The 16328-nt window shown below is 61.7% G+C and carries 17 protein-coding genes; 10 read left to right on the forward strand and 7 right to left on the reverse strand.

What is annotated here, in order from left to right; genetic code table 11:
- Positions 1 to 45: 45 nt before the first annotated feature.
- Both FJ951_RS21575 and FJ951_RS21580 read right to left on the reverse strand, forming a co-directional pair.
- On the reverse strand, positions 46 to 1167 hold the full coding sequence (locus FJ951_RS21575) for a substrate-binding domain-containing protein (RefSeq protein ID WP_140499310.1): 1122 nt from the start codon (positions 1165 to 1167) through the stop codon (positions 46 to 48).
- Between the two features lie 40 nt (positions 1168 to 1207).
- Entirely contained in the window at positions 1208 to 2035 is an 828-nt protein-coding gene (locus FJ951_RS21580; RefSeq protein ID WP_140499312.1) for a sugar phosphate isomerase/epimerase family protein, read from the reverse strand.
- A 314-nt stretch (positions 2036 to 2349) separates the two neighbouring features.
- On the opposite strand from FJ951_RS21580, the gene FJ951_RS21585 reads away from it, so the two are divergent.
- From FJ951_RS21585 to FJ951_RS21595, 3 genes are read left to right on the forward strand one after another with little or no spacing between them, the layout of a single operon-like run.
- Positions 2350 to 3723, forward strand: coding sequence for an ROK family protein (locus FJ951_RS21585; protein ID WP_224519041.1), 1374 nt, complete (start codon positions 2350 to 2352; stop codon positions 3721 to 3723).
- Positions 3724 to 3769: 46 nt separating this feature from the next.
- Positions 3770 to 4783, forward strand: coding sequence for a substrate-binding domain-containing protein (locus tag FJ951_RS21590; protein ID WP_140499314.1), 1014 nt, complete (start codon positions 3770 to 3772; stop codon positions 4781 to 4783).
- The gene (locus FJ951_RS21595; RefSeq protein ID WP_181167255.1) at positions 4780 to 5019 is read left to right on the forward strand and encodes a transporter substrate-binding domain-containing protein; all 240 of its coding nucleotides are present in this window, start codon (positions 4780 to 4782) and stop codon (positions 5017 to 5019) included. The genes FJ951_RS21590 and FJ951_RS21595 overlap by 4 nt, the downstream gene beginning before the upstream one ends.
- Before the next feature lie 193 nt (positions 5020 to 5212).
- Here FJ951_RS21595 and FJ951_RS21600 read toward each other — a convergent pair whose 3' ends face one another.
- Together FJ951_RS21600 and rocF are read right to left on the reverse strand one after the other, a co-directional pair.
- Entirely contained in the window at positions 5213 to 6280 is a 1068-nt protein-coding gene (locus tag FJ951_RS21600; RefSeq protein WP_140499316.1) for an ornithine cyclodeaminase, read from the reverse strand.
- Between the two features lie 3 nt (positions 6281 to 6283).
- Positions 6284 to 7204 carry an arginase gene (gene rocF / locus FJ951_RS21605; protein ID WP_140499318.1) on the reverse strand — a complete coding sequence of 307 codons (921 nt, stop codon included), beginning with the start codon at positions 7202 to 7204 and terminating at the stop codon, positions 6284 to 6286.
- Positions 7205 to 7330: 126 nt separating this feature from the next.
- Here rocF and FJ951_RS21610 point away from each other — a divergent pair, with 126 nt between their 5' ends.
- The gene (locus FJ951_RS21610) at positions 7331 to 7768 is read left to right on the forward strand and encodes an Lrp/AsnC family transcriptional regulator (RefSeq protein ID WP_140499320.1); all 438 of its coding nucleotides are present in this window, start codon (positions 7331 to 7333) and stop codon (positions 7766 to 7768) included.
- A gap of 226 nt (positions 7769 to 7994) precedes the next feature.
- On the opposite strand, the gene FJ951_RS21615 is transcribed toward FJ951_RS21610, so the two are convergent.
- The 3 genes from FJ951_RS21615 to FJ951_RS21625 all read right to left on the reverse strand — a co-directional run bounded on the left by FJ951_RS21615 (position 7995) and on the right by FJ951_RS21625 (position 10905).
- Positions 7995 to 9323, reverse strand: a complete 1329-nt coding sequence (locus FJ951_RS21615) for a cation diffusion facilitator family transporter (protein ID WP_140517377.1) — start codon at positions 9321 to 9323, stop codon at positions 7995 to 7997.
- Positions 9324 to 9333: 10 nt separating this feature from the next.
- Entirely contained in the window at positions 9334 to 9615 is a 282-nt protein-coding gene (locus FJ951_RS21620) for a metal-sensing transcriptional repressor (protein ID WP_140499324.1), read from the reverse strand.
- A gap of 219 nt (positions 9616 to 9834) precedes the next feature.
- Complete coding sequence (locus FJ951_RS21625) at positions 9835 to 10905, reverse strand: NAD/NADP-dependent octopine/nopaline dehydrogenase family protein (RefSeq protein WP_140517379.1); 1071 nt, start codon at positions 10903 to 10905, stop codon at positions 9835 to 9837.
- A gap of 242 nt (positions 10906 to 11147) precedes the next feature.
- Here FJ951_RS21625 and FJ951_RS21630 point away from each other — a divergent pair, with 242 nt between their 5' ends.
- The 6 genes from FJ951_RS21630 to FJ951_RS21655 are packed head-to-tail and all read left to right on the forward strand — an operon-like array spanning position 11148 to position 16274.
- Positions 11148 to 12119 (forward strand): LysR family transcriptional regulator, encoded by a 972-nt coding sequence (locus FJ951_RS21630; RefSeq protein WP_140517381.1) that lies wholly within the window; start codon positions 11148 to 11150, stop codon positions 12117 to 12119.
- Positions 12116 to 13585 carry an NAD(P)/FAD-dependent oxidoreductase gene (locus tag FJ951_RS21635; protein WP_140517383.1) on the forward strand — a complete coding sequence of 490 codons (1470 nt, stop codon included), beginning with the start codon at positions 12116 to 12118 and terminating at the stop codon, positions 13583 to 13585. The genes FJ951_RS21630 and FJ951_RS21635 overlap by 4 nt, the downstream gene beginning before the upstream one ends.
- A complete protein-coding gene (locus FJ951_RS21640; RefSeq protein ID WP_140517385.1) occupies positions 13582 to 14064 on the forward strand; it encodes a hypothetical protein in 483 nt (160 codons plus the stop codon). Before FJ951_RS21635 ends, FJ951_RS21640 begins: the two co-directional genes overlap by 4 nt.
- Positions 14061 to 14624, forward strand: coding sequence for a peroxidase-related enzyme (locus FJ951_RS21645; protein ID WP_140517387.1), 564 nt, complete (start codon positions 14061 to 14063; stop codon positions 14622 to 14624). Before FJ951_RS21640 ends, FJ951_RS21645 begins: the two co-directional genes overlap by 4 nt.
- 57 nt (positions 14625 to 14681) lie before the next feature.
- Complete coding sequence (locus FJ951_RS21650; RefSeq protein WP_140517389.1) at positions 14682 to 15422, forward strand: amino acid ABC transporter ATP-binding protein; 741 nt, start codon at positions 14682 to 14684, stop codon at positions 15420 to 15422.
- A 24-nt stretch (positions 15423 to 15446) separates the two neighbouring features.
- Positions 15447 to 16274, forward strand: a complete 828-nt coding sequence (locus FJ951_RS21655) for a transporter substrate-binding domain-containing protein (RefSeq protein ID WP_140517391.1) — start codon at positions 15447 to 15449, stop codon at positions 16272 to 16274.
- Positions 16275 to 16328 lie beyond the last annotated feature (54 nt).

Consider the following 16328-nt stretch of genomic DNA (forward strand, 5'->3'; position numbering starts at 1 on the left):
TGAGAAGAGGTGCGGCCGCTGGGAGTGCGCCGGCCGCAGGGCGCGCTACATGCTGCCCTTGATCTTGTCGGTCGCCTCGGCGTGATAGACGGCTTTCCAACCCTCGAGCAGCGTGTCCTTGGTGACGGGCAGCGCCGGCAAGGCGACGAAGGCCGGAGCCTCCTTGCCGAGCAGACCGTAGCCTGCGAGCAGGGCTTCGGTGACGCCCTGGTCAAACGGACGCTGGGCGCCCAGGCCCTTCACGAAGCCCCCGCCCGCCATATTGATTGCGACGTTCTCGCCGAGGTCGCAGGTGGTGATGACAAGGTCGTCGCGACCAGCGGTGCGGGCCGCCGAGATGACGCCTTCGGCCGGCACGTCCCACACCGCCCAGATGCCGTTGATGGCAGGGTTGGAAGTGAGGATGGCCGATGCCGCCTTTTCGGCGTCGCCGGTGAAGTCCGGGCCGCCAATGCCTTGTTCGGCGACAATCTTGATATCGGGGTAGTTGTCGGCGATCGTCTTCTTGAAGCCATCATAACGCTGTTTGGTGACAAAGAAGTCGGCGGCGTGGAAGACCAGACCAATGTCGCCCTTGCCCCCCAGCGCCTTGGCCATCAGATGCGCTGCGGCGACGCCGTTGCCATAATTGTCGGCCGAGACTACGGAGACGTAATCCTTGCCCGCGACGAAGCCGGCCGGCACGTTGTCCATGAACACCAGCTTCACGCCCTTATCGGCAACTGCCCTGTACGCGGACGCCGTCGCCGACGGGTCGGTGGGGATCGAAACGATGATCTTGGGGTTCTGGGCCATCACAGTTTCGAGGTCGGCGACCTGCTTTTCCGGCTTGAATCCGGCATCGGTCGTGGCGATCACCTCGATGCCCATCTTGCCAAACTGGTCTTTGAGGCCGGCGATCTGCGCGCGTGACCAGTCATTGCCGCCATAGTGCATGACGATCGCCGCCGTCGCCTTCATGTCCTTGATCTTGGCCAGTTCCTCCTGCGTCAGATTGACGGACGCCGCCGACGCTGGAGCTTCGCCGTTCGGCCCCTTGGAGAGCACTGTCTTCTGCAGTTCGGCGAGTGCTGAATCGGGGTCGGCGAAAGCGGGAGCTGCGGTATAGAGGCTGGCGGCCAGCAATGCCGCCGTGAACGTCCCGGCTATTGTGTTGAAACGTGTCATTTGGGTCTCCTCCCTGATGACAGGCTTGGTACCTGTCGGTTCAACTCTGCTTCAAAGCGCTCTTCAGATATTTCATGCTGAGTTCCGCCCCTTGCTTGGGGTCTGGCCAGGCATCCAGCTCGGTTGCGATCCAGCCGGAAAATCCGGTGTCCTCGAGCGCCTGGATGATCGGCTCCATATCAAGGTCGCCGCGGTCGAGCGGCGTGAAGGCGAAGGGATCGCGCTGCCAGCCCTTCAAATGCACATAGCTGATGCGCTTGCTGAATTCGCGAATCTGCGCGGCCGGATCACCGCCAGCGGCTGCCAGATGCGCGGTGTCCGGACAGAAATCGATCGCGGTATGTTTGAAAATCTCGCGAACTTCGTCGGGACCTTCGACGATGGTCGACAGATGCGGGTGATAGTGCGCGCGCAAGCCCGCCTTGGCTGCGATGTCGATGACCTTGTCGAGCGCCGCGCCGAGGCGCTTGAAATCATCTGGCTGCCGGCCTTTGGCTCGCTTGGCGCCACCGCCGACGACCAGATGCTCGCCGCCGAGTTCGGCCACGGCAGCCGCTCCGCGTTCGATCCGCGCCAACTCCTCGCCAAGGATATCGTCGAAGATAAAGTTGGCACCGGAGTAGCCGGCCACGAGCACGACGCCGGACTGGTCCAAGGCAGCGCGCAGCGCGCCATTGCGTCCTTGATAGTCGAGGAGATTGCCGTCGAAGAGTTCTGTTCCGGTATATCCGGCCGATCCAATGTCGCGGATCGCCTGCTCCATGTCACCGAAGGTGCGATAGGTAAGCTGGGTGATCGAAGTGACGCCGACGGCGTTGCCACCGAGCGCACCCCAGCAATTGGCGTGATAGGCCAGTTTCACCGGCATCTCGTATCCTCCCTGCCTGTAGCCGATGCATCACCGCGCGCAGCGCGGGGCCGGCATCTTTGGCTGGAGAAGAATTCGGACAACGGACGTGCGACATCCTTCGCCTTCGCGAGGGCTGTCGACGTTAGGAGCCCTCCTCCGAGCCTGGCTGATACTTATGCCCGCCTTTCGCCGCTCGTCAATCATTAAAATGCAAAAGTCGGCATACTTTTGTTTGTAAAATACATAAGTTCCTGCTTGATCCGTAAATGAGGCCACGGTACCCATGGCTAACGGCGTGATGACCCTGAGCCGGCAGCGATAGAGATCGGGAGATGAGCCTCGGCAAGACTATGGACGAGCGCAGCGCCACAGACCCCGTACAGTCGGACCAACCGCGCCGCGCCGCCGGCCGGCCGCGTGCCAGCGAATCCGCGCATGGCAGCCTGGCCACGCTGCTCAACCTTATACGGACCGAGGCGGCAACGACCCGCCAGGAGCTAGAGAACCAGTCGGAACTGGGGCGCGCCGTCGTCACGGATCGTCTCGCCACGCTGCTTCGGCTAGGGCTGATAGAAGAAGGCGAACTCGGCCCGGCGATCGGCGGACGCGCACCACGCCATGTCCGCTTCCGGCCGCGCATTGGCATGATCCTGGCCGCCGTGCTCGATCATTCCTCGCTGGCAGTCGGTGTATCAGACCTGTCCGGCCGCCTGCTGGCCGAACATCACGAAGCGGTGGAACTGGCCGCAGGTCCCGAGCCGGTGGTCCAGCGGCTAGCAACGCTGTTTGCCTGGATGCTGGAAGAGCATGGCAGTGAGGCCAGCATCTGGGGCATCGGGCTGGCGGTGCCCGGAGCCGTTGAGAAATGCGATGATCAGCGGCTGTTCGCGCCGGCGCTGAATGCGTTCCAGAACTGGGATGGATTCCCTTTCGTCGAGCAGTTGGCCACGCTTGTCGGCGCGCCGGTATGGGTGCGAAGCGGCGTCCAGACGATGACGATGGGCGAACTGAAGTCCGGCAGCGGCCTCGCCGACATGATCTTCGTCAAGCTCGGCCGCTCGATCAGCGCCGGCGTGGTTTCGGAGGGAGCGTTGCACCGTGGCGCGCAGGGCGCTGCCGGCATGATCGGTCATACTTTCATCGAGGGCAGAAATCTCGAAGCTGTTGCCGGCAGCGAAGCGCTCGGACGCGAGGCCCGCCAGGCGGCCGAGAGCGGGAGCAGCCCCTATCTGGCCGAGATGCTTGCGCGCGCCGGCGAAGTGACGGTCACCGACGCTGGCCACGGCGCCCAATTGGGCGATCCGTTCTGTATCGACCTTCTCGGGCGTTGCGGCCGTGCGGTCGGCGAGGTACTGGCGCCATTGGCCAATCTGCTGAACCCGTCATTGATCGTACTCGGCGGCAGCGTGGCCCAGACCGGGGACATACTGTTGGCAGCCGTACGCGAGGCGGTCTATCGCCAGTCGCATCCGATCGTCACCCGCGACCTGCGCATCGTCCGTTCGCAGATGGGCGGCTCGGCCGGACTGGTCGGCGCCGCCCAAGTCGTTGCGGAAGCACTGTTCGATGCGAAATTTCTGCAGGGGTGGATTACGCTCGGTTCACCGCGTGAGCATCCGGAATTCAAGGATTTTCTCGCGCGGGCCGCACTCGGAACCAGCGCTCGCCCGGCAAAGCCACGGCCACCGGGAGGAGCGCTTGCATAGCATCGCCAAGTCGGCCGGGCCGCGTGAACCTGGGGAGGGTTGAGGAATGGCGATCACCGGCCTTGGGCCGCATGGCGAACGGGCGGTTCCAGCCGACCAGGTCGGGTTGTCGAATGCCGACGCCGATCTCGCCCGCAACCGGCGCTTCTCGGTCGCCATCGTTCTCCACACCACCAAGAGCGACTGGGCTAAGGAGGAATTGGCCGGGATCGTCACCACGCTTGGCCGCTACGGAGCGGCGGTGGTCGAGGTCGTCGACTGCGGCTTCGACATCGAGCGGCAAATTTCGGAACTGAAACGGCTGGCCGGCGAAGCCGTGGATGCGGTGGTCTCCATTCCAATCGGCAGCAACCGTGCCGCCGACGCGCATCGTGCAATATCGGCGGCCGGAAAGAAGCTGTTGCTGCTCGACAATGCCCCAACCGGCATGCTGCCCGGCAAGGATTACGTCAGCGTTGTTTCCAGCGACAATTTCGGTCTCGGTCAGATCGGCGCAGAACTCCTGGCGCCACATATACCACAGGGCGGAAAGGTCGGCGTTCTGGCCTATGGCATCGATTTCTTCGCGACGCATGAGCGCGAGATTGCTTTCCGAAAATGGATGGCTGCTCGACGTCCCGACCTGACGCTGGTTCGCGGCAAGTTTGCCGACGTGTCGCAAGCGAGAGCCGCGACCGCCGACTTGCTGCAGGCCAATCCGGAGCTCGCCGGACTGTTTGCCGTCTGGGACGTGCCGGCAATCGCTGCCGTCGCGGCGATCCGCGATGCGGGCAAGGCTATTCCGGTGACGACAGTCGACCTCGGCAACGACGTCGCCACGGACCTCGTTGGTGGAGGCCTGATCAAGGGCATCGCCGCGCAACTGCCTCACGATCAGGGCGTTGCTACGGGCATTGCCACAATTCTCGGCCTGCTCGAACGCCAGCCGCCGGCCTGGATCGCGCTTCCCGGGCTCAGTGTCACGGCCAGCAATGTAGTAGAAGCCTATCAAGTCGTCTGGCGCACACCAGCGCCCGCCGCCTTGCTAATGGCGCGCAAGCCACGAAACAGCCTGCCTTGACCGACAATGTCGTCTTCGCGAGGGACCGCGCGGCAAAGAGCAACGGCACGCTGATCACAAGCGGTCCGCGTCTCGTCGGCGCCATCATGGCGTCAAATGTTTGCCTGGGCATCCGCAAGCAGGAGCCCGAGCTTCAGGCGATCCTCAACAAGGCGCTCGGCGAGATGGCCGCGGACGGTACGCTCGCGCAGATGTCGAAGAAGTGGTTTGAAGTGGGCTTGAGCCCGAAGAGCTAAAACAATTCCAGGAAAAGTGTAGAGCGGTCTTCCCGGAAAAGCGTGTAGCGCTTTCCCTGGAGAATTGCATAAAAGTGATAGAGCGCTTCGTCATTTCCATCGAACGATGAACCGCTTTAGGATATCGAGCCGCGCGCCGCTCGGCGCCGCAGCTATTGCGAGGCGGACATTCGGCCGCAGGTTCTGCGAAAACTCAGCTGGATACGGCCGTGATCTGGGCGGCCTTGTCGGCGCGCAGCAGCATGCCGAAGAGGTCGCGTGGCTCATCCGGGTCCGCCAGCAGATCGAGCTCCTCGTAGAGGCCGGTGCGCTGAAGCTGGTCGCGGACGTAGCGCAGCGCGGAAAAGTCCTCGATCGCAAAGCCGACGGAATCGAACAAGGTGATCTGACTGGCATCCCGGCGGCCGACGGCCTTGCCGGTCATCACTTGCCACAACTCCGTCACGGTATGGTCCGGCTCGAGTTGCTGGACTTCACCCTCGATGCGCGACTGCGGCGGGTATTCGACGAATATGGCGGAGCGCAGCAGAATATCGCGATGCAATTCCGTCTTGCCGGGGCAATCGCCGCCGACGGCATTTATGTGCACGCCCGATCCGACCATGTTGTCCGTCAGGATGGTCGCGGAGCGTTTGTCGGCGGTGACCGTCGTGATGATGTGAGCCCCTTCCACCGCCTCCTGCGCCGAAGCGCAGATCGCGATGTCGAAACCGAACCCCGCAAGGTTTTTCGCGCACTTCAAGGATGCCGACCGATCGATGTCATAGAGGCGAAGCCTGTCGATGCCGAGCAGGGCCTTGAAGGCGATGGCCTGGAATTCCGACTGGGCGCCATTGCCGATGATTGCCATGCAGTCCGCCGCATTGGGAGCAAGGTATTTGGCCGCGACGGCCGACGTCGCCGCCGTGCGCAACGCGGTCAGGATGGTCATTTCCGAAAGCAGCATCGGATAGCCATTGCCGACATCGGCCATCACGCCGAACGCCGTCACGGTCTGGCGCCCGTCGCGCGTGTTTTTTGGATGACCGTTGACATACTTGAAGCCGTAGAGCTGTCCGTCGCTCGTAGGCATCAGTTCGATGACGCCGTCGATGCTGTGCGAAGCGATGCGTGGGGTCTTGTCGAACAATTCCCAGCGTCGGAAATCCTCTTCGATATAGGCAGCGAGATCGATGAGAAAGCGATCGATGCCGACGGCAAGAACCAGCTTCATCATGTGATCGACGCTGACGAAGGGCACGATGTTCAGATGGGGGGTCACAGTTCAATAACTCCGTGTGGGACGGTCCATGATCCGCCGGCCCATCAGGCTCGCGGTCAGGTCCACGAGAAGGGTTGCGGTGCGGTTGCGTTCGTCGAGTGCGGGATTGAGCTCGACCAGGTCGAGGCTGGTGACGAGATGGCTGTCGTGCAACATCTCCATCACCAGATGAGCCTCGCGGAAGGTGGCGCCGCCCGGCACGGTGGTGCCCACGGCAGGCGCGATCGAAGGGTCGAGAAAATCGACATCGAGGCTGACATGCAGCATGCCGTTTTCGGCACTGACCCGCTCGAGAAAGGCGCGAAGCAGCGGGGCCATGCCGTATTCGTCAATCATCCGCATGTCGTGCACGGTGACGCCCGCCTTGCGTAGCGCTTCGCGCTCCGCCGGATCGACGCTGCGGATGCCCAGTGTGCAGATACGGGCCGGATCCACGCAAGCCGCCAGGCTGGGGAAGTAGCCTTCGAAGCCGGGTTGCCCGCTGGCATAAGCCAGCGGCACGCCATGCAAATTCCCGCTGGTCGTGGTGTCGAGCGTGTGAAAATCAGGATGTGCGTCGAGCCACAGCACGAACAGCGGGCGGCCGGCTTCCGCCGCCCGGCGGGCGATACCGGCCAGCGTGCCGGCGGAAATGCTGTGGTCGCCACCAAGGAAGATCGGCATGGCGCCGGCGCTGGCTGCATAGGCCGCCTCGGTAATCGCCGCCGTCCATGCGACGATTTCCGGCAGCGCCTTCAAGGCGGCATTGCCGTGGCTGATCGGGCGCAGATCGGCAGAGGCGACGGTGCCAAGGTCGGCCAGCGTATGCCCGAGTTCAGTGAGCGCTGCCGCCAGGCCTGCGGTACGCAGCGCACTAGGCCCCATCTCGCAACCCATCCGGCCCGAGCCGACCTGGATCGGTGCCCCGACGATCGTACAATGCATCCGTATTTCCTCGCGCGTCTTCGATGCCTCATTGGAGCGCGGATAACTGGCAGGATGAACATATCAAATTGGCAAATTTGTCGAAATGGGCTATCAAAATGGAATGATTTGATTGCATTCTGAGCCATGGATCAGCTTGACGAACAGCTCATCACGCTTTTGCGGCATGACGCGCGGCGCAGCATCTCGGACCTTGCCATGGATGTCAGCGTCTCGCGGGCAACGGTCAGGTCTCGCATAGAGCGCCTTGAAAAAGCCGGTGCGATCATCGGTTATACCGTCATCCTGCGAGCCGATGCCGTCGACCAGCGTGTACGCGGCATCATGATGGTGGAAATCGAAGGGCATGCCGCCGATCGTGTGATCCGCGCTCTTGGCGGCTTCTCGGAGGTTTCGACGATCCATACCACCAACGGCCGCTGGGACCTGGTGATAGAACTGGGGACACAGACACTGACCGAATTCGACGCCGTGCTGCGGCGCATCCGCCTGATCCCCGGCATCACCGGCAGCGAGACCAGCCTGTTGTTGGCGACACCCCGGAGCACCAAGGCGCGGCTTTGATCGCTGTCTGCGAATAGCCTAGCTGGCCAAACCGGCAGTGCTGCTCCTGCACCGTTGTGCGGCGCAACCCTAAATGAGCTCGGACTTGGCCAACCTGTGGCAACCTCCAGCGGGGGCGGACCTTGCTGAGAAGAACAGAGCTGCGTGAGCGGCGAGATCTGTCATCGACCCGCGTCACGCGACACCGATTGAGCGAACGCGTCAAGTCGCGCAAGTCTGCCCCGTCCTAGTGTTGGTGGCCTTCCGGCTCAACCATCTTGAACGGCAGGACCTGTTGCTTGCCCTTAGAGGTCAGGATCAGCCTCGCCTCGAACTCGTGCGGCTCGGCGGGGGCGACGCTGCTTTCACGGCGGTGGTGATTGCCGGCGACAGGCCCGAGCGAAAGCGTCTCGGGACCTTCGGACCGGTCGATGATCACGGTCGCCCCCAGATCGTCGGCATGGCTGTCGATGGTGAGACGCAAGCGCTCGCCAGCGGGCGTATCGACGATTTCGAGCGTTCCCGTTGCCAGGTCGCTGACGACCTTGAAAGGCTCCGGCGCATGATCGGCGTGGGCCGAACCGCCCGCCACGGATCCGCCTTCGCCTTCCAGACGGATGTTCGCCTCCGAGAGCGCCGGCAGGTGGTCGAACAGCTCCCCTCTCAAAGCCTCCGCGATGCCGACCACATCCTTTGCGCTCGCTGTCTCGGCCACCTTGATGGCGATATCCGCATGCAGCCTGTGGCCGATCCAGCGCGCCCGCACCTGGGCGACCCGTTGGATGCCCCTCACATGTTCAGCCGCATGATGGATTTCCTCGACGATGCCCGGCTCGACGCCATCCAGCATGCGTGTCAGCACCGCCTTTGAGGACTGCCAGACGATGGCCAGGATAGCCACAGTGATCAAAAGGCCGATGATCGGGTCCGCGAGCGGGAAGCCTAGCCAGACGCCGGCCGCGCCAAGCACCACCGCAAGGCTGGTGAATCCATCGGTGCGGGCGTGATAGCCGTCGGCGATCAGGGCTGCGCTGTTTATCTCGCGGCCGACGCGGATGCGGAATACCGCGACAGCCTCATTGCCCAGGAAACCGACGAGGCCGGCGGCGGCAACCCCGCCGAGGAAGCTGATGGCTTGGGGATGGATCAACCTGTCGATCGCCTCATAGCCGGCGACGATGGCACTGAAGAGGATAATCAGGACGATGATGATGCCGGCCAGGTCCTCGACCCGGCCAAGGCCGTAGGTGAAGGTCTTGCTGGGCTTGCGCCGCGCCAGCATGAAGGCGATCCACAGCGGGATGGCGGTGACCGCGTCGCCGACATTGTGGATGGTGTCGGCAAGCAGCGCCACGCTGCCCGAGAGGAATACGATGACCAGTTGCAGCACCGCTGTGAGGGCTAGCAGCACGAACGACCATTTGATCGCCCAGATGCCGCGTGTGGTCGTCGCGATTGTGGGATCGACCACGCCATGCGTGTGGCCGTGTCCGCCCTCGCCATGGTCATGGCCATGCCCGCCGAAGCCTTGAGCTGCCGGGCCGAAGCCGAACCAGCCGCGAATGCCGTCCATCATGGAGCGTGTCTCACAAGTATTTGGTGATGTCCTTGAATTCATCGATCGAGCGGCGCTGCTCACGCGGCAGCGGCCCCACGACATCTTCCAGGCAGTGGTTTAGGTGATCCTGGATGAGCGTCTTCTTGGCCTGGGAAACAGCCCTTTCGACCGCATGAAGCTGCTGGGCAATGTCAAGGCAAGGCCGGCCTGCTTCGATCATCTCAATAACGCCCCTCAGATGACCGTCGGCCCGCTTCAGCCGTTTGACGATGTCGGGATGGGTCTCGTGAATGTGGGGACGCTCTTTCATTCTGAAGTGCTATCCCCCCGGAGGGGATATTGTCAATTCGGGATGCTCGATTCCCCGCGGCGTCCCGAACGCTACTTTCGACGGTTGCATGGCTGGTTCTGGCGATCGCGGCGCCAGCGACATCGCCCTGACGCTGCGCACCACTGTTAAAATGCACCGACGCGATGACGTAGCGCGGTGCCCCTAAATGTGATCATGCCGCATCGACTGCGGGCGCACTCAAAACCCCGTGCGGCAAAGGTTTTCAAGATCCGCCTTTGCTATTCCCTCGAGGCCGAGCGCGGGAAGAATATCGTTATCTCCCCTGAGATCGCGACCGTAAGCCGCCGATAATATCGAAACTCCAGACTCGTGGAGCGTCGCCGGTTTCTCGGTGATCTTACCCAACAATACGGTCGGCAGCAGTCCGAACGGAACATCCTCGAGAATGTAGCGGCTTTCGATTGTTGTCGGACCAAAGCCGCCACGGCCTTGACGATCCATCTCCTGGTTCATCTCCGAAACGGTTCCCTTCGGAACATGGAACGACAATGAAAAATGCTCCTGGACGGTGCGAACCGCGATACCGAAATGGGCCGCGATGGCTAGCCGTTCGGCATCCAGAGCCTCGATAAGGCGGCCAGCGGCAGGGGTGACGTTTCCCCCCTGGCTCCATTGCTCGGCTTTTTCCATGCGTGTCAGGTTGAGGAGGGCAATTCCCAAGTGGTTTTGCGGATTGAGGTTGCTGAGCGCGATCGCAAGCATGCCGTCGCGCTTGACGAAACGATCACCAAATAGGCTCGTGCAAAATCCGTATCCTTCATCCTGAGCTTTGAAAGGCAGCGTCGCGACGTCAAGCTTCTGGCGAATGGTGGTGACATGGACCTCGGTTGGCCCGAGTTGCCGCCCGGTCAACAGTGTTGTGCCCCAAAGGACGATCGGCAAGCTGACCTTGCGCTCCGCCAACCGCTTGGAGAGATACAGTGCCCCGAACGAACAATGCGAACTGATGATGACCGGAATTCCATCGATCAGATGGGGGGCGGCAGCATCCATCACCATCCTGTGGCCGTAAGCCGGAAGTGCAATCACCACCACGTCCGCGTTGGCGATGGCATCCTTGCAATCCTTGGCGATGCGCACCGGTACCGTCGCCGCGATGTCCCCCGTCGCTTTCAACAATTCGCCGGTAGCCAACCCCTTGGTGCGCTGCCCCGACGGTGACCAAAGCATTGGCGAATGCCCCGATCCTGCCAAATAGGCGGCAAGGCCATAAGCAATTGCTCCGGCGCCCAGAATACTCACGCGCATAATATTCCTCCTGTCGCAGGCTTTGTGGTTCGAGAATCCTTGCCGCCGTCACCTGAATTCTTTTCTTCAGGAGGCTTCGCAAGCTGGAGCCGCGTCTGACGTCCCTGTCCGCCTCCGACCCGGATTCTGGCGCTGAGGCCGGCATATGCACAAAGCCCGTAACGAACATTCGTTTCCGCTTGACATATATCAAAAACGAATGAGACGATGTCAATCATACGGATTACGCATGTAGGAGAAACATGGAAACCCGGGACCTTCAGACCTTCCTTGCGGTTGCTGCCAGCGGCAGTATCACCAGGGCGGCTGACATGCTCGGGCGTTCCCAGCCTGCGGTGACGCGCACCATTCAGGAGCTCGAGGCCGAACTTGGCTTCGAATTGCTGCATCGGATCGGTCGACGGGTGCAGTTGTCTGAAGAAGGAGTCGCGTTCGAGGAGGAAGCACGACGCCTGCTGATGTCCTTCACCGAACTCGCAGCGCGGGCCAAGATGATCGCCGCCGGCAGAGGGCGAATCCTGCAGATCGTCACCACCTCCGCGATCGGCACCGGCTTGATCCCCACGGCCTTGGCTGAACTCCAAGGTGCCGAGCTTCCGCACGAGACGCATCTCGGGCAGTTCCTTCCCTCGACCGTCGCTCAGGAAGTGCGCAGCGGACGTGCCGAGGTCGGGTTTTCAAGCCTGCCGCTCGATACGCCCGGTCTGGATGTCCTGCGGCTCTATTCGGCGCCTGATGTTGCTGCCGTGCGGGAGGATGATCCGCTGGCCGAACTAGATGTCATACCGCTTTCCGCTTTTGCCGGCCGCCGCGTCGCCACGTTGCTCAACCCGCTGCGTTTCCAGTTGCATGTCTCCAAGGCGTTGGCGGCCAGGGGCATCGACACCGGGCCAGTAATCCGCACGAATACCGCCTACGGCGCGTTGCAGATCGTACGCCGGACTGGTGTTGCGGCTGTCATCGACCCCCTCACCGCCTATGGCGTGGGCCTGCCTGGGGTCGTCATTCGCCCGATCGATGTAACCGTCCTCTTTTATTGGGGTGTTGTGGCTGGCGAAAAACGCCCCCTTCGTCCAGTCGCGCAGGCGTTGGTGGATGCGGTCGAGGCGGTGGCTGAACGGTCGATCGTTGGCTTCAAGAAACTCGATCCGACCCTGGCCGGCCAATTGGTGACCGATCCTGCCTCCGGCACAAATCACGGAACGGGAATATGAAGCACACCCCCAGTTCGCTCCCCCCGAGAGGTCTAGCCGCGCTTGAAGCACAACTTGCTCAGGACCTCGATTTTCTCGAACTGCCTGCCAAGCCATGGGTTCCCGCGCGTTCGCGCGATGGCGTGCCGGTCCGTGACGTCGTTGTGATCGGCGCCGGCATGTGCGGACTTGCTGCCACCGCAAAGCTGGTGCTGACGGGGATAACCAATGTCGTCGCCTATGACGCGGCTCCGGCCGGCTTCGAAGGGCCATGGATAACGTTTGCCCGCATGCAAACGCTCCGGTCGCCGAAAACGCTGCACGGTCCGTCGCTCGGCCTGCCGCAGCTGACATTCCGCGCCTGGTTCACGGCACAATGGGGCGTCGAGGCATGGCGGTCGCTTGACAAAATCCCCAAGGGCCAGTGGATGGACTACCTGGTCTGGTATCGGAACGTTCTTGGTCTGCCGGTGCGCAACAGCGTGCGCATGACAGGCGTTGCAGCCGTTGGCGATCTGATTGCGATCGATGTCGAGGGCGCGGAAACCGGCCGGGTTCTCACCCGTCGTCTCGTTCTAGCCACCGGTCGGTCCGGTCTCGGCGGTTTTGCCGTGCCCGATTTCCTCAGGGGCATCGATCGCTCCTATTGGGCCCATTCTGCCGACGATATCGATTTCGATGCACTGAAGGGCAAGCGTGTGGCGGTTATCGGCGCCGGTGCCTCTTCGATGGACAATGCCGCGACGGCGCTCGAGGCGGGCGCCGGTTCAGTCGACATGTTGATCCGGCGCAAGGAAATGCCGCGCATCAACAAGCTGACCGGAATCGGCAGCCAGGGTGTCATCCTCGGCATGTATCATTTGCCTGACGCCTGGAAGTGGAGATTCTTCGACTACACCGCCTCGACCCAGACGCCGCCGCCGCGTTCATCGACGCTTCGCGTGTCTCGTCATGCGAATGCCCGCTTCTTTCTCGACTGCGGCGTGGTCGCGGTAAAGGAAGATGCCGGAGGCCTTCTGGTCGAAACCACGCAAGGACCGGTGCGCTACGATTTCATGATCGCTGCGACCGGCTTTTCAAATGACTTCAGTGGTCGCCCGGAATTCGCTGCCCTCGCCCCACACATTCGCACCTGGTCGGATGGTCGATATACGCCGGACATGGGGCCGCCGCGCGCAGGCATGTTGGAGGCACCGGATCTCGGCCCCGCCTTCGAATTCCGCGAGCGCGTCCCCGGTTCCTGCCCGATGCTGGCGCATGTCCACTGCTTCAACGACGCCGCCATGCTGACCCATGGTAAGGTCTCCGGCGATATCCCGGCCGTCAGCGCCGGTGCCGACCGTCTGGTCCGCGGCATTGCCGCGTCGCTGTTCGCCGAAGACGTCGAAACCCACTTCGCCAATCTGATCGCCTATGACACCCCGGAGCTTCTGGGCGACGAATGGGTCGATTCAACACCCTTGTTGCATAAGGAGGCCGCACTGTGATCGACGCAATGGACAAGGCTGCGGGTCTTTCACCGGACGATGCCCTTTTCGCTGCACGGCGGTTTCGGCCCGAATTCGTGCGAGGGGCTGAGGAATGTCGCCTCTCCGTCCTGCAGCCGGCAAACGATCAGGGGCTGGCGCCGAATTTGCGGGTCGCTCTGGCCCGTCGCATGGCAGCTCTGAACGCCGATCCTGTCCTGATGGCCGAATATGACGTGCAACTGGCTCAGCTTGGTCCCACGGAGCAGCTTCTGTCCTTGGCCTGGGGGGAAACGGGTTTGAATGAACCCCTGGCGACCATCGCCCGACATGTTGACCTGATCACCCTGACGCCGAAAAAGGCGGAGGCGAGCCACATTGCTCTGCTCGCCCAAGCCGGATTGAACAATCCCCAGATCGTTGCGCTCTCCGAATTGATTGCCTTCATCAACTTCCAGACTCGGGTCGCAACCGGCTTGCGATTGATGAGGCGGGCATGATTTCCTCGGTGCGCCTGAAGCCGCTGAATTGGCATCCCTATATCGCACCGGTCGAGCTATCGGAGGCAACGCCGGAACAGCTCGAAGCGATGAAGGTTACGCCGTCGGCCAAGAAAGTTTCGGAATATGTGCGCACCCTTGTGCATGATCCCGAGAGCTATCTTGCCCGCACGGTGTTGTTCAACGCGATCATGTACGTCGAGGGCGGGCTTGCCCGTCCCGACCGCGAGCTTGGCGCATTGGGTGCCTCGATCGTCAATGGCTGCAAATTCTGTGCCGTTGTTCACGCCCGCCGGCATGCAGAGCTGACCAAGAGCGATGAAGTGGTCACCGCGCTGTATCTCGACAAACCTGAAAAGCTCGGGTCGCGCGATGCGGCAATCTACAACTTTGCCCGCCGCCTGTCGGCGGCGCCGTCGGAAGCGACGGCAGACGACGTCGCCTCGCTGCGATCAGTCGGCATGAATGATGCCGAGATCATCGACCTCGTCCACGCCATAGCGATCTTCGGCTGGGCAAACCGGCTGATGCATGTCCTGGGCCATGCGGAGAGCGGGTGATGACGTTGCATCCGGTCAAGCCAGTCCGTCCCACACTTTCCGAAGGGCCAACCAGCAATGCTTGAACTCAAAGATATAAAGCTGTCTTACGGAAGCACGCAGGTCCTGAACGGCGTCAATCTCTCGGTAAAGCGGGGCGACGTGGTGTCGATCATCGGCCCCAGCGGCACCGGCAAGACCACGCTGCTGAAATGCATCAACTATCTGGCCAAGCCGTCGTCAGGAACCATCGCGTTCGATCAGATTCGGATGGATTACCAGCGTGCCGACAAGGCCGCTGTCCAGGCGATCCGGTTGAGGACCGCGATGGTCTTTCAGCAGTTCAACGTCTTCAAGAACATGACGGTCCTCCAGAACGTGATGGATCCGCTCGTTGTGGTGCAGCGCAAATCCAGGGAAGAGGCGCAGGAAATCACGCTCAGAGAGCTCGATCGGGTCGGTCTCTCGTCGAAGCGAGACAGCTATCCATCCCAGCTCTCGGGCGGCCAGCTCCAGCGCACCGGCATCGCACGCGCGCTGGCGGTGCGGCCTGACGTCATCCTCTTCGATGAGCCTACGTCATCGCTGGACCCTGAACTTGTCGGTGAAGTTTTGAAGGTGATCAAGGATGTCACGTCGTCAGGGATCACGTCGCTGCTTGTGACCCACGAGATGCAATTCGCAAAGAACATCTCGAACCGGATCGTCTTTATGGACCGTGGCGTGGTTGCCGCCGACGGCAGTCCGGCTGAAATCTTCGACGCGCCTTCCAGTCCACGACTGGCTCAATTCCTGCAGTCAGAACTCGCTTTTCAATAGCTCAACAAGTAGGGAACCCAAGAAATGTCTGCAATCACATCCGGTTTTTCCCGCCGCTATGTCCTGGCCGTCGCTGGTGGCATCGCAATTACCCTCGCAACCGCTGGGATCAGCTATGGTCAGGCCGTCCGGACGGTCAAGATCGCGACGTCTGCCGAGTCCAAGCCGCTGGCCTGGGGCGCGATCGGCGTCGAACCGCAAGGCTATGAGCCCGATCTTCTGAGGGCGATCAATGCGAAGCTGCCGCAGTACAAGTTCGAAATGGAAGGTGTCTCTGACATCGCCCAGGAAACCGGCCTTGCCACCGGGAAGTACGACATCGCCGTAGGTGGCTACTACAAGTCGCCCGAGCGAGAGAAGCAATTCATCATTCCAGAGAACCCGATGGGCGCCAGTCTGATGAAAATCTACAGCAAGAAAGACAGCGGCATAAAGGAAATGAAGGACCTGGTCGGCAAGAGGATCGTTCCGACCACGGCAGGTGGCGGAACCTACAAGTTCATCATGAACTGGCAGAAAGAGAATCCGCAATATAAGCTCGACGTCACGGCATCGAGCGCCGGGATCCCCTACCCGAACCGCCTGGATGAAGTTCAGAACGGCAAGTTCGACGCATTGGTTCTACCGTCTAACCTCGGTGAGCAGGCGGTCATCGACAACAAGAAGCTCGATATCGTCGCATCCGATCCGGTCTACAGCAACAACACGTACATGCTGATTCACCGGTCAGCGGAAAACAAGATCCTGGCCGAGGACGTCAACAAGGTGCTCAAGGAACTGAAGGACGACGGCACGATCGACAAGCTCTCGCAGAAGTGGTTCGGCGAGGACATCGTGAAATACATGAAGTAACAAGGCGTCCTCAGCTGCATCTGGATAGCCGGCGTTGAGGCAGAACTGCAAGAA

Source organism: Mesorhizobium sp. B2-2-3 (genome assembly GCF_006442405.1).
In the GTDB taxonomy this organism is placed as follows: Bacteria; Pseudomonadota; Alphaproteobacteria; order Rhizobiales; family Rhizobiaceae; genus Mesorhizobium.

Excerpts from the sequence above, each read along its gene's own strand:
- FJ951_RS21630 (WP_140517381.1), top strand. The coding sequence starts at position 11,148 with ATGGAAACCCGGGACCTTCAGACCTTCCTTGCGGTTGCTGCCAGCGGC.
- FJ951_RS21575 (WP_140499310.1), bottom strand. The coding sequence starts at position 1,167 with ATGACACGTTTCAACACAATAGCCGGGACGTTCACGGCGGCATTGCTG.
- FJ951_RS21620 (WP_140499324.1), bottom strand. The coding sequence starts at position 9,615 with ATGAAAGAGCGTCCCCACATTCACGAGACCCATCCCGACATCGTCAAA.
- FJ951_RS21580 (WP_140499312.1), bottom strand. The coding sequence starts at position 2,035 with ATGCCGGTGAAACTGGCCTATCACGCCAATTGCTGGGGTGCGCTCGGT.
- FJ951_RS21635 (WP_140517383.1), top strand. The coding sequence starts at position 12,116 with ATGAAGCACACCCCCAGTTCGCTCCCCCCGAGAGGTCTAGCCGCGCTT.
- FJ951_RS21625 (WP_140517379.1), bottom strand. The coding sequence starts at position 10,905 with ATGCGCGTGAGTATTCTGGGCGCCGGAGCAATTGCTTATGGCCTTGCC.
- rocF (WP_140499318.1), bottom strand. The coding sequence starts at position 7,204 with ATGCATTGTACGATCGTCGGGGCACCGATCCAGGTCGGCTCGGGCCGG.
- FJ951_RS21645 (WP_140517387.1), top strand. The coding sequence starts at position 14,061 with ATGATTTCCTCGGTGCGCCTGAAGCCGCTGAATTGGCATCCCTATATC.
- FJ951_RS21655 (WP_140517391.1), top strand. The coding sequence starts at position 15,447 with ATGTCTGCAATCACATCCGGTTTTTCCCGCCGCTATGTCCTGGCCGTC.
- FJ951_RS21615 (WP_140517377.1), bottom strand. The coding sequence starts at position 9,323 with ATGATGGACGGCATTCGCGGCTGGTTCGGCTTCGGCCCGGCAGCTCAA.
- FJ951_RS21610 (WP_140499320.1), top strand. The coding sequence starts at position 7,331 with ATGGATCAGCTTGACGAACAGCTCATCACGCTTTTGCGGCATGACGCG.
- FJ951_RS21590 (WP_140499314.1), top strand. The coding sequence starts at position 3,770 with ATGGCGATCACCGGCCTTGGGCCGCATGGCGAACGGGCGGTTCCAGCC.
- FJ951_RS21650 (WP_140517389.1), top strand. The coding sequence starts at position 14,682 with ATGCTTGAACTCAAAGATATAAAGCTGTCTTACGGAAGCACGCAGGTC.
- FJ951_RS21585 (WP_224519041.1), top strand. The coding sequence starts at position 2,350 with ATGAGCCTCGGCAAGACTATGGACGAGCGCAGCGCCACAGACCCCGTA.